Here is a 12,104-nt window from a genome sequence, read left to right as displayed (position 1 = left end):
AAACCTTTATGAAATTAATAAAAAAATATTTGATAAACTATGCAAATTTACGATTATCGTCTAAAAGTCAATTATTTACCACAAAAGGTTTGCATCTATACAGAAGTAAAAACACTGATTTTCAATCTTAAATACCTACCGTTTTAAATCCAACTTTCCGATAATCATAAAATCAAAAAAGCCGAAACTTTCGTTTCGGCTTTTTATCAGTACTGAAGGCGGGACTTGAACCCGCACGGCCATAATGGCCATTGGATTTTAAGTCCAACGTGTCTACCAATTCCACCACTTCAGCATCCCAGTTGCAGACTGCAACTTAATTGGTATATATTGTATAGAGCGAAAGACGGGATTTGAACCCGCGACCCTCACCTTGGCAAGGTGATGCTCTACCCCTGAGCTACTTTCGCGTAGTGTTTTTAAAGAACTTTTTCGCTATAAAAGCGGATGCAAATTTAAACTATTTCTTATAAATGCAAAGATTTTTTTAAAATAAATTAAACTTAACTAAGCTTGCTTTTTCTTTACCAACATACGCTTAATTTCATTGAGTTTCATCAATGCCTCAACAGGTGTAAGTGTATCAATATCTATATGCAAAATCTCATCTTTAATTTCCTCTAACAAAGGATCATCTAAATTAAAGAAGCTCAATTGCATATCATCCTTGAGGGATTTTACCTTATCCGTAAGTTCTTCACTAGAATGTGACTTTTCTAATTTCGACAATATTTTATTAGCACGTCGTATCACTTGTTGCGGCATACCTGCCATTTTTGCGACATGAATACCAAAACTATGTTCACTACCTCCTTCAACCAACTTACGTACAAAAAGCACATTGTCTTTTAACTCTTTTACCGAAACATTGAAATTCTTAATGCGTGAGAAAGTCTCAGTCATTTCATTGAGCTCGTGGTAATGCGTCGCAAAAAGTGTCTTCGGTTTTGCAGGATGCTCATGCAAATATTCACTGATTGCCCAAGCGATGGAGATACCATCATAAGTACTTGTCCCACGACCTATTTCATCTAATAGTACCAAACTTCGTTCTGAAATGTTGTTTAGAATAGATGCCGTTTCATTCATTTCTACCATAAAGGTAGATTCGCCCATTGAGATATTATCACTGGCGCCCACACGGGTGAAAATCTTATCGACCAAACCAATTCTAGCTTCTTTTGCTGGTACAAAACTGCCTATTTGTGCCAATAGTACAATTAACGCCGTTTGCCTTAAAATAGCCGACTTACCAGACATATTTGGACCCGTAATCATTATGATTTGTTGCGTTTCCCTATCTAAAAACACATCATTGGCTATATAAGCTTCACCTAAAGGCAATTGTTTCTCTATAACGGGATGACGACCATCTATAATTTCAAGGTCACAGCTGTCATCTATCGTTGGATAATTATAGTTGTTGGATTTTGCCAAACTCGCAAAACCACAAAGACAATCTAATTGACCAATCAATTGTGCATTTTGTTGCACTTGAACTATAAACTGATGCATCCAAGTTACCAATTCAGCAAAGAGCTGCTGTTCGATGGCCAGTATACGTTCTTCAGCGCCTAGAATTTTTGCTTCGTATTCTTTAAGCTCTTCAGTGATGTAACGCTCTGCATTCACTAAAGTTTGTTTTCGTATCCATCCTTCTGGAACTTTATCCTTATGCGAATTTCTAACTTCAATATAATACCCAAATACATTATTAGAGGCTATTTTCAGAGAGGTAATTCCTGTACGCTCACTTTCACGCTTCAGCATATTATCGAGATAGTCCTTTCCTGATTTTGACAATCCTCTCAACTCATCCAGTTCTCGAGAAAAACCTTCGGCAATGGTACTTCCTTTTAAGATATTAACTGGTGCTTCTTCATTTAGTGTCTGCTTAATCTTTTCTCGTAATAAATCGCAATTGTTGAGATTGGCTCCTAAAACTTTTAAGGCTTCATTATTGCAATTTTCAGCCATGGACTTAATAGGTACAATGGCTTCGAGAGAGTTTTTCAACTGAATCACCTCACGAGGACTTACCTTAGTGGTGGCGATCTTAGATATTAACCGTTCTATATCACCAATGTGTTTAATATGTCCTTGAATCTTTTGCAGTACTACTTCATTATTCAACAAAAATTGAACTACTTCGTGACGTTGTTTAATCTTATCAGCATGTTTTAGCGGTAAAGCCAACCAACGCTTCAATGTTCGACCTCCCATTGCGGAAATGGTTTTATCGATGACATTGATTAGCGTAACTGCATTAGCATTTGTAGAATGATAAAGCTCTAAATTTCGGATGGTAAACTTATCCATCCACACATAATCGTCAGTCGCAATCCTTGAAATCGTTGCAATGTGATCTAGTTTATTATGTCGCGTTTCGCTTAAATAATGAAGTACTACACCAGAAGCTATAATACCTTCATATAAATCTTCAATCCCAAAGCCTTTCAGGGTTTTTGTATTGAAATGTTTGGTTAATGTTTCGTGTGCATAATCAGCTTGAAATACCCAATCTTCTATATAAAAAGTATGAAAATCGCTACCAAAGGTCTCCGTAAATTCCTTTCGGCATTGTTTTGCAATGAGGACTTCACTTGGGTTAAAATTCTGAAGTAGTTTGTCCACATATTCAGCATAACCTTGAGAGGTTAAAAACTCACCTGTAGAAATATCCAAGAAAGAAACTCCGATATATTTTTTATCAAAATGAACAGCGCATAGAAAGTTATTGGATTTTGAATGCAATATATCATCATTCAATGCCACACCAGGTGTTACCAGTTCCGTGACACCACGTTTTACGATTTTCTTGGTCTGTTTTGGATCTTCTAACTGATCGCAAATGGCAACTCGCTCACCAGCTCTCACCAATTTTGGCAAATAGGTGTTCAATGAGTGATGCGGAAACCCAGCCAATTCTGTTTCACTTTCACTACCAGCACCACGCTTAGTTAGGATTATATCTAAAATCTTGGATGCTTTAACGGCATCACTACCAAAGGTTTCATAAAAATCACCAACTCTAAATAACAATAACGCATCAGGATACTTTGCCTTTATGGCATTGTACTGCTTCATTAATGGTGTTTCTTTTTTTGCCTTTTTAGCCAAGAGATTTGTGTATTTTTGTTGAAATTGAAAGTTCGCTAATTTACTTATAATTTGAGGTTTATTGAAGCCTGAAAGCTATAAGTTATCTACAGGTGTTGATAACATTAAAACAAAAATTGAAACGTCATTACGAGTGAAATGCAATGAAGCGAAATAATCTCTTGATTTGAAAAGATTGCCACGTCCTTCGTCCTCGCAATGACAGATACATTATGAAAAGAAAACTAAAAAACGAAGAATTAGACCGATTAGAAGTTTCAGAATTTAAAGACGCTGAGAAATCGCCTATCATTATAATTCTAGATAATATTAGAAGTTTAAACAATATTGGTTCTGTATTTAGAACCAGTGATGCGTTTTTGATTGAAAAGATTTATCTCTGTGGCATTACAGCACAGCCACCTCATAACGACATTCGTAAAACCGCTCTAGGTAGCACAGAAACGGTGGATTGGGAATATGCTGAAAATACTTTAGAAGTCGTTAAAAAATTAAAAGCTAAAAATATTAAAATCGCAAGTATTGAGCAAGCCGAAAACGCGACGATGCTAAATGATTTTAAACCTCATCCCAATACCAAATATGCTTTTGTACTTGGGAATGAAGTAAAAGGTGTGGCTCAAGATGTGGTTGATGCAAGCGATGTAGTTATTGAAATTCCGCAGTATGGTACTAAACATTCTTTGAATATCTCAGTGAGTTGTGGTGTTGTGGTTTGGGATGTGTTTTCTAAACTTAGTTGTTAAACTAATGTTATCTACTTAATCTAATACGATAGGATTATTTATTTTTATTTTAAATACGATTTCAGTAGTGAAAAGCATCTTTACAATATTAATATACTCAATCCTGACTAGTTGTTTGGCACAAACGAATCTATCAGATATGGTAGCAACTATAGATGGAAATATTGATACACTTGCAATGAACAACATCTCAAAAAGCAATAAAACCAATTTCAGCTATAAAACTCTCGATGATTTCGTATACTTTTCAATTGATTCTGAAGAACTATACGTAGCAAGTATTTGTATTTGCTCAAATGATACTATAAGCGTATATCACTCATCGGCTGCTTTGGGAGATGCATTATATAAGAAACTACCTGAAGGCAATTGGCAGAAAAACGAAACTTTCGAATGGGATATGAGAGAAACAGACACTTCGAACGAAACCGTTGAAAAAAGAATCCATTTTTATCAGAAAAATGGATGGATAGCGAATACTATGGCTATGGGCAAAACGGGCGAAACCGAATTTATATTTAACAAGTCTCTTTTTAAAAATGGTAAACTAACGATTGCCTTAGGGCTTATGTATGCTCATGACCCTGAAAATATTCTTGCTTTACCAACCACCTCTAAAGATGGCTGCGGCAGTTTAAGCTTAGTGAGCGGAAGTCCTGAGAAGTCATATAAATTCGATACTGACAATTGGTTTAGCTTAACACTTGAATAATTTTAAAAAAATACCCTGGCCATCAAAAGCCGTAATGGAACAGATCTATGAAAAGCATCTTTGGGGCGGAAAAGAATATGATTTCTATTCTGGTATAGGTTCTCACGATCCAAACACCATAAACCCTTATTTAGACGTTGTTATTGATTTTTTGAAGTCTAAAAATAATCAACTGACCGTTTGTGATTTGGGATGTGGTGATTTTAATATTGGGAAACACCTTATCCCTTTCACCAAAAAATATATAGGAGTTGATATTGTGGAAAGTCTCATTGAGAGAAATAGGACACAGTTTATAGCAGAAAACCTAACGTTTCAATGTTTGGATATTGCCAAGGACGAATTACCAAATGCCGATTGCGTCATCTTAAGGCAAGTGCTTCAACATTTATCCAACAAAGAAATTCAACAAATTGTAAACAAGCTAAAAAACTACAAATACATAATATTGACGGAACACCTTCCCGATGGGGAATTTATACCCAATAAAGACATTATTTCTGGTCAAGGGATTCGCTTAAAACAACATAGTGGTGTGGATGTATTGGCTGAGCCTTTTAAGTTGAAAATTTTAGACGACAAAGTCTTGAACGAAGTCATTTTGGATATTGGCAAAGGTAGAATTGTAACAACACTTTATAGATTATCCTGACTGGCTACTGGCTACCAATTTCATTAAGCAACCACAGATAATCCGCACGGTTTTTCACAAAATCCTTTTCCGAAACATCAATGATTTTAATATTAAGGTCTGTTTGTGATTTTAAGAATTCGAGGTAACCAGAGTTGATTTTATCGAGGTATTCATCTTGTATTTCCTTCTCGTACTTACGGCCACGCTTTTTAATATTAGCTTGTAATCGTTCTGTGTTTTGATAGAGGTAGACATACAAATCTGGCCTCGCTATATCCTTATATACCTGATAGAATAATTTACGGTATAATCTAAATTCATCTTCTGGCAAAGTGACCTTTGAGAATACCAGCGATTTGTGCACATCGTAATCACTGACCATAAAATCCTTGAATAAATCCAATTGCGACAAATCATCGCTGATTTGCTGATAACGATCCGCCAAAAAAGACATTTCCAAAGTAAAAGCATAGCGCTCTGGTTCCTTGTAGAATTTGGGAAGGAACGGGTTGTCCGCAAAACGCTCTAATATCAACTTTGCATTAAAATCTTGCGAGATTTTTGTCGCCAAACTGGTTTTACCAGCACCAATATTTCCTTCAATGGCTATAAAATTATAGTCGCTAAAATTGTATGTTTTTTTTGGGTCCTTTAACCAAATATTAATAGGTTCAATCTCTGATTCATCATTACATTCAATCAGTAAATCTTCAACTGATTTATTTAATTCAGGATGCTGAAAATCCTTAGCAATGTCCTGCAATGGTTTTAATACAAACTTACGCTTGTGTAATTCTGGGTGTGGAATGACCAAAGCCTTTTCCTCAATCATCTCATCACCATAAAACAGAATATCTAAATCTATCTCTCTAGATTCATATTTGTCTGATTTCTTATTAGAACGACCTAATACCTTTTCAATATCCTTGAGTGTTTTTAAAAGCTTTTTTGGTTTTAACTCCGTCTCAACCTTAATACAGGTATTGTAGAAATCATCCCCATCAAATCCTAATGCTGGTGTTTCGTAAACTTTAGAAATCCTTTTTACGGCACCTACCGTTTTAAAAATAGCATCAATAGCAGATTGCAGATACTGCAATTTATTGCCTTTGTTACTTCCTAATGCTATGTAAACGGATTTAGTTGATGTCATGGAATTAGCAAAATAACTAAAAGAAATATTAATAGATTATCTTTACAACAACATTTTATCAACCATTTTTAATGCCAATAAAAGACAAACTTTTAGCACAACGTATTTACCTCTTGCTTGGTGCGCTTTTTATTACATCCTTAGTCGTTTCTAACTTAATTTTTCAAAAGTTTTTTTATTGGTATCCTGTAGATGTTGAAATTTTTGGCAGTAAATTGTTTGAAATTTCAGTTGGTATCTTACCGTATCCAATAACCTTTCTCATAACGGATTTAATCAGTGAGATTTATGGAAAAAAGCGCGCCAATGATGTTGTGATTGTTGGAATTTTTGCGTCACTTTTTTCACTATTAATAATCTATACAGGCTCTCAGGTACCAGCAACCTCTTGGTCTTATGTGGGTGACGAGATGTTTAATACCGTTTTTGGCAATTCTGCCATTGCTGTTTTTGCCAGTATGCTTACCTATTTATTTGCACAATTTGTGGACATTCAAATCTATCATTTTTGGAAACGTCTTACCAAGGGTAAACACTTATGGTTACGTAACAATTTCTCCACTTGGTTTTCCCAATTTGTTGACACGTTTACTATCATTTTCTTATTGTGCTCGTTCGGCATTATTGATTGGGTTAATTTCAAAGGCTTATTAATCAGTGGTTTTTTATTTAAAGTCTTGGTGGCAGCTTTGGACACCCCTTTTCTATATCTTGGAGTTTATCTCTTCAGAAAACGTTTTAAGCTAAAGGTAAATGAGGAAATAAGTTTACTATAAGAGTTATCTAAAACATTAAATTCTTCTTAAACTTAACCATGAAAGCAACTTTTCTAAGGATTTTTGCGTAACTATTAAACAAGCTATAACTTTTCGCCATGAAGAAAATTTTCAAAATAATTGGAATTATTTTACTCATTTTTGTTGCAATTCTTATCGCAATTCCTTTTGTACTGGAATCTAAAATTGATACCATCGTTCAAAATTATGCAGATGAGAATCTTGATGCAGATTTAAGTTTTGACGACATCAGTTTAAGCCTCATAAGTAGTTTTCCAAAAGCTGAGGTCAGTGTTGAAAATTTAAAAATCACCAACAGAGCACCTTTTAAGGACGAAACTTTAGCTACAGCGAAATCCCTTTCTTTTGAAATGCCTATCGGTCAATTATTTAAAGGTACCGAAGAGCCCTTGACGGTCAATGAAATTATTGCAGACGAAATGCTCTTAACCATAAAGACCAATAAAAACGGAACCACCAATTACGATATCGTAAAAAAGAAAGAAAGCACAACTGTTGCATCTGACACAACCTCAACTGGTTTTAGTTTTGATATAGAAAATTACGAAATCAATAATAGTGCGTTCACCTATATAGATGAGCAATCCGATACAAACATATATGCCACGGAAATTAACCATACCGGAAAAGGCATTTTTTCGGGAGAACTCTCGGAATTAGACACCAATACCGAAGCTAAAATCACTATGTCTATTGATAGTGTAGAATATCTTACCAACAATATTATTAAACTAGACGCTTTAATTGATCTCGATTTAGAGCAAGAAAAATATACCTTTAAAGAGAACAAAGGCTTTATTAACGCTTTGCCGTTAGAGTTTCAAGGTTTTGTGCAAAATGTGGAAGGTGGCCAGCAAATAGATATTAGTTTTAAAAATCCTGAATCGTCTTTTAAGTCCTTTTTAGCGGTTATACCAGAAACATATTCCAAGAACATAGAAAACGTCAATACCACTGGAAACTTTACGGTAAATGGAATAATCAAAGGATTAATTTCAGAAGAGACCATTCCTACTTTAGATATAAACATGCGCTCTAACAATGCGTCATTTAAGTATCCTGATTTGCCGAAAAGTGTCACCAATATTATGATTGATGCTTCCGTAAAGAACACCTCTGGAAATGCTGATGACACCTATGTAGACATCAATACCTTGGATTTTAAAATTGACCAAGATGTCTTTAAGTCTGAAGCTCATATTAAAAACCTCACTGGCAATATGCTGGTTAATGCCAATCTAGACGGTGTGCTAAATCTGGCGAATGTCACAAAAGCATATCCTATTGACATAGAAAATCAATTAAGTGGTATCCTAAAAGGAAAACTGAACACCTCCTTTGATATGGATGCTATTGAAACCAACGCTTACCAACGTATTAAAAACAACGGAAGCGTATCGATTACGGATTTTATTTTTTCGTCGGAAGATATTGTAAACCCTATTCAAATCAACAAGGCAGAATTAACCTTTAAACCAGGAACGGTGAGCCTTAACAGTTTTGACGCCTTAACAGGAAAAAGTGATCTTTCAGCAACAGGAACCATTAATAATCTGCTTGGATTCTTATTGAGCGATAAAAAATTACAAGGAAATTTTAACGTCAATAGTAATACGTTTGCCATTTCAGATTTTATGGTTGAAGATGAAACGGCTTCAGAAACATCAAACAAAACAACATCTGATGGAGAATCACTGAAGATTCCTGAGTTTTTGGATTGCACCATTACCGCAAATGCCAATACCGTCATTTACGACAATCTTAATTTGAAGAATGTAAAAGGACAGATGCGCATAAAAGATCAAAATGCTAATCTCATTAATATGACCACGGATTTGTTCAATGGTCAGTTGGGAATTTCTGGTAACGTTTCAACAAAAGAGGCTAAACCAAAATTTGATATGAAACTCGCCATGCAACAGTTTGATATCTCCCAGTCCTTTACAGATTTGGAAATGCTGAAAGCACTGGCGCCAATCGCTAAAGTTCTCCAAGGCAAATTGAACTCTACCATTGATATTAGCGGATTTTTAGACGAAAACTTCTCACCAGATTTAAGCACCATTTCAGGAAACGCATTAGCTGAAATACTAACTTCCAATATTGATGTTTCAAAAAGTCCTTTATTAGCTGGTTTGGATAATAAGTTAGATTTTTTAGACCTTCAAAATCTTCAGAAAAATATTGCCACCAAACTAAATTTTGAGAATGGTTTGGTTTCAGTAAAACCATTTACCATAAACTACAAGGACATTCCTATAGAAGTTTCGGGTACACACACATTTTCTAATAATTTACAATATGATGTTGTGTTTCAAGTCCCAGCAAAGTATTTAGGTAGTGAAGTCAACCGCTTAATCGGAAAAATCAATGACCCAGAGGTGAATAACATTTCCATTCCTGTTACGGCAAATATTAATGGTAGTGTTTCCAGTCCAAATATTTCAACAGATTTAACGAGTGGAGTTTCTAATTTAACCAAGCAACTCATTGAAATTGAAAAGCAAAAACTAATTGGCAAAGGCAAGGACAAAATCAACGACTTGTTAGGCGGAGTTCTGGGTGGAAATTCAAACACTACAAAAACAGATTCTACAACTGTAAAAACAGATAGCAGTAAAACAGATCCAAAGGATAAAATTAAGGAGGGCGTAAAAGATGCCATAGGCGATTTGTTCGGTGGAAAGAAAAAATCAAAAGACAAAAAAGCCCAAGATTCGACAAAAAACAATTGATTTTTACGCAAAAACCATACATTTTTGCCAAAATTTGTTAATAATTAGCCATTTTCTTGTTTTTCTGAATAATAAAGTTATGTTGTAGGTTCACTAATTTTAAAATAAGTACATGAGGCAATTAAAAATCACCAAGCAGGTTACCAACAGAGAAGACAAATCTTTAGACAAATATCTACAAGACATCAGTAAAATTCCGTTGATAACCGCAGATGAAGAAGTAGAGTTAGCGCAAAGAATAAAAAAGGGTGATCAAGAAGCTTTAGATAAATTAACAACAGCCAACTTAAGGTTCGTTGTTTCTGTTGCTAAGCAATATCAAAATCAAGGTTTAAAACTTCCGGATTTAATTAACGAAGGTAATGCTGGTTTGGTAAAAGCAGCTAAGCGATTTGACGAAACAAGAGGTTTTAAGTTTATATCTTATGCTGTATGGTGGATTAGACAAGCTATTCTACAGGCATTGGCCGAGCAATCTCGTATTGTAAGATTACCATTGAATAAAATTGGTACAATTAATAAAATCAACAAAACCTTTTCGCATTTAGAGCAAATACACCAAAGACCTCCAAATGCAGAAGAAATTGCGAGAGAATTAGATATTAGCGTACGTGAGGTAAAACAATCCATGAAAAACTCTGGACGTCACCTCTCTATGGACGCACCATTAAAGGACGGAGAAACTTTTAGTCTTTATGATGTGGTAAGTGCTAGTGAATCTCCAAAGCCAGATAAAAATTTAATGAAAGCGTCATTAAATACTGAAATTGAGCGTGCTTTAGAAACTCTAACCCAAAAGGAAAGTGACGTCATTCGTCTTAATTTTGGAATAGGTGATCAACCTCCAATGACTTTAGAGGAGATTGGTGGTATTTATGATTTAACTAGAGAACGTGTAAGACAAATACGTGAAAAAGGAATCAGACGATTAAGACATGCCAGCAAGAGTAAAATCTTGAAGACATATTTAGGTTAAAAATTCCTTATTTTAATAACATAATTATTTTTTATTTTCAAATAGTTGGCATATATTTGCCGACCATTTGCAAGAATTAGTTAACAAAATATATCGATATAATGATTAAAATCGAAATCAAAGAAGGAGAAAATATAGAGAGAGCTCTTAAGCGTTACAAGCGTAAGCATAGAAATGTGCAGATTATGCAAAACCTAAGAGAGTCTCGTTATTTCACTAAGCCATCTGTTAAGAGAAGAAGAGAAATTCAGAAGGCTGAGTATATCCAAGGATTAAGAGACGCGGAGAACGTATAATTTTTTTTATACGTCCCTATCATATATAGAGCAATAGAAATATTGCTCTTTTTTTGTTCTATAAACTCAACTCAACTACTAAGCCTTCATTTGCTCTAATATTAAAGACTCTATTATCTTCAAAAATGAGGTATTGCCCTTTAATCCCAACAAGTTTACCCGAATAATTAATTTCCTTTTTTATATTTAAGCTATTAGGTTTTACAGGATACTGATCCACAGGAAATTTTAAATGAGTTTCTGAATTGCTTTCAATAAAATAATCTTTGGCTTCTTCTGGAATGAATTCTTTTAAATTGTTCCTCCATTCTATAAGATCCACATCTTCAATATCATTCTTCAACATTTTCCTCCAGTTGGTTTTATCAGCTACGTGATCTTTTAAGGCTACTTCTGTGATTCCAGCTAAATAACGATTAGGGACCTCAACGATTTCAATAGCTTCATGTGCTCCTTGATCTATCCAACGTGTCGGTACTTGGCTTTTTCTTGTGACTCCTACTTTTACATTGCTTGAGTTTGCCAAATACACAATATGCGGTTGCAACTGTACCTGTTTTTCATATTCTAAATCTCTATCCTCTTTATTCAAATGTGCTGTACTTAACTCTGGTCGCATAATCCAATCGCCTGCAATCGGTTTGTCAAAAAAACAGGTCTTACAAAAACCTTGTCTGTATATTGGCCTGTCCAAACCACAGCTTAAACACTGGTGACCGACAAGTTTCATTGTAATAGGTTTGTTCAGTAACTGATTCATATGAATAAAATCATTCTCAAAAACCAAATAATATTGTATTGGCTCTAAAAACTCTGTCTGCATTTTAGTAAGAACACCTGTATAAATCATAGAAGAAATTTAGTATTTTTATCGTTGAACTTATATAAATCTTTATCAAACAGAAAAGGTTTATATGGGTTCACCTCAAAATTAG

General features: G+C 34.6%; 10 protein-coding genes and 2 tRNA genes. 7 read left to right on the top strand and 5 right to left on the bottom strand.

What is annotated here, in order from left to right:
• Positions 1-210 precede the first annotated feature (210 nt).
• The 3 genes from ACQ65V_RS07125 to mutS all read right to left on the bottom strand — a co-directional run bounded on the left by ACQ65V_RS07125 (position 211) and on the right by mutS (position 3,120).
• Positions 211-295: transfer RNA gene (locus tag ACQ65V_RS07125), tRNA-Leu, on the bottom strand.
• 43 nt (positions 296-338) lie between these two features.
• A tRNA-Gly gene (locus ACQ65V_RS07120) sits at positions 339-410 on the bottom strand.
• Positions 411-507: 97 nt separating this feature from the next.
• A complete protein-coding gene (mutS, locus tag ACQ65V_RS07115) occupies positions 508-3,120 on the bottom strand; it encodes a DNA mismatch repair protein MutS (protein ID WP_273289022.1) in 2,613 nt (870 codons plus the stop codon).
• Between the two features lie 212 nt (positions 3,121-3,332).
• Here mutS and ACQ65V_RS07110 point away from each other — a divergent pair, with 212 nt between their 5' ends.
• From ACQ65V_RS07110 to ACQ65V_RS07100, 3 genes are all read left to right on the top strand, one after another.
• Positions 3,333-3,866, top strand: a complete 534-nt coding sequence (locus ACQ65V_RS07110; protein WP_430467385.1) for an RNA methyltransferase — start codon at positions 3,333-3,335, stop codon at positions 3,864-3,866.
• A 139-nt stretch (positions 3,867-4,005) separates the two neighbouring features.
• The gene (locus ACQ65V_RS07105; protein WP_430467384.1) at positions 4,006-4,578 is read left to right on the top strand and encodes a hypothetical protein; all 573 of its coding nucleotides are present in this window, start codon (positions 4,006-4,008) and stop codon (positions 4,576-4,578) included.
• Positions 4,579-4,612: 34 nt separating this feature from the next.
• Positions 4,613-5,230, top strand: coding sequence for a class I SAM-dependent methyltransferase (locus tag ACQ65V_RS07100; protein WP_430467383.1), 618 nt, complete (start codon positions 4,613-4,615; stop codon positions 5,228-5,230).
• A gap of 4 nt (positions 5,231-5,234) precedes the next feature.
• Here the strand turns inward: ACQ65V_RS07100 and folK are convergent, their stop codons facing one another.
• Positions 5,235-6,365, bottom strand: a complete 1,131-nt coding sequence (folK, locus tag ACQ65V_RS07095) for a 2-amino-4-hydroxy-6-hydroxymethyldihydropteridine diphosphokinase (protein WP_430467382.1) — start codon at positions 6,363-6,365, stop codon at positions 5,235-5,237.
• A gap of 71 nt (positions 6,366-6,436) precedes the next feature.
• Here folK and ACQ65V_RS07090 point away from each other — a divergent pair, with 71 nt between their 5' ends.
• The 4 genes from ACQ65V_RS07090 (at position 6,437) to rpsU (ending at position 11,169) form a co-directional block, all read left to right on the top strand.
• The gene (locus tag ACQ65V_RS07090; protein WP_430467381.1) at positions 6,437-7,141 is read left to right on the top strand and encodes a queuosine precursor transporter; all 705 of its coding nucleotides are present in this window, start codon (positions 6,437-6,439) and stop codon (positions 7,139-7,141) included.
• Positions 7,142-7,239: 98 nt separating this feature from the next.
• A complete protein-coding gene (locus tag ACQ65V_RS07085; protein WP_430467380.1) occupies positions 7,240-9,897 on the top strand; it encodes an AsmA-like C-terminal region-containing protein in 2,658 nt (885 codons plus the stop codon).
• A 112-nt stretch (positions 9,898-10,009) separates the two neighbouring features.
• Positions 10,010-10,873: a sigma-70 family RNA polymerase sigma factor gene (locus tag ACQ65V_RS07080; protein ID WP_155090193.1), complete on the top strand. Its 864-nt coding sequence runs from the start codon at positions 10,010-10,012 to the stop codon at positions 10,871-10,873.
• 101 nt (positions 10,874-10,974) lie between these two features.
• Positions 10,975-11,169 carry a 30S ribosomal protein S21 gene (rpsU, locus tag ACQ65V_RS07075; protein ID WP_008269492.1) on the top strand — a complete coding sequence of 65 codons (195 nt, stop codon included), beginning with the start codon at positions 10,975-10,977 and terminating at the stop codon, positions 11,167-11,169.
• Between the two features lie 58 nt (positions 11,170-11,227).
• On the opposite strand, the gene ACQ65V_RS07070 is transcribed toward rpsU, so the two are convergent.
• The gene (locus tag ACQ65V_RS07070; protein WP_155090194.1) at positions 11,228-12,019 is read right to left on the bottom strand and encodes a DUF2797 domain-containing protein; all 792 of its coding nucleotides are present in this window, start codon (positions 12,017-12,019) and stop codon (positions 11,228-11,230) included.
• Positions 12,020-12,104 lie beyond the last annotated feature (85 nt).

It is taken from the genome of Winogradskyella ouciana (genome assembly GCF_965284585.1).
Taxonomy (GTDB): Bacteria; Bacteroidota; Bacteroidia; order Flavobacteriales; family Flavobacteriaceae; genus Winogradskyella; species Winogradskyella ouciana.
This window is presented reverse-complemented; position numbering and strand designations above follow the sequence as displayed.

Coding starts and splice junctions, on each gene's coding strand:
- ACQ65V_RS07100 (WP_430467383.1), top strand. CDS start 4,613: ATGGAACAGATCTATGAAAAGCATCTTTGGGGCGGAAAAGAATATGAT.
- folK (WP_430467382.1), bottom strand. CDS start 6,365: ATGACATCAACTAAATCCGTTTACATAGCATTAGGAAGTAACAAAGGC.
- ACQ65V_RS07085 (WP_430467380.1), top strand. CDS start 7,240: ATGAAGAAAATTTTCAAAATAATTGGAATTATTTTACTCATTTTTGTT.
- rpsU (WP_008269492.1), top strand. CDS start 10,975: ATGATTAAAATCGAAATCAAAGAAGGAGAAAATATAGAGAGAGCTCTT.
- ACQ65V_RS07080 (WP_155090193.1), top strand. CDS start 10,010: ATGAGGCAATTAAAAATCACCAAGCAGGTTACCAACAGAGAAGACAAA.
- ACQ65V_RS07110 (WP_430467385.1), top strand. CDS start 3,333: ATGAAAAGAAAACTAAAAAACGAAGAATTAGACCGATTAGAAGTTTCA.
- ACQ65V_RS07090 (WP_430467381.1), top strand. CDS start 6,437: ATGCCAATAAAAGACAAACTTTTAGCACAACGTATTTACCTCTTGCTT.
- ACQ65V_RS07105 (WP_430467384.1), top strand. CDS start 4,006: ATGGTAGCAACTATAGATGGAAATATTGATACACTTGCAATGAACAAC.
- ACQ65V_RS07070 (WP_155090194.1), bottom strand. CDS start 12,019: ATGATTTATACAGGTGTTCTTACTAAAATGCAGACAGAGTTTTTAGAG.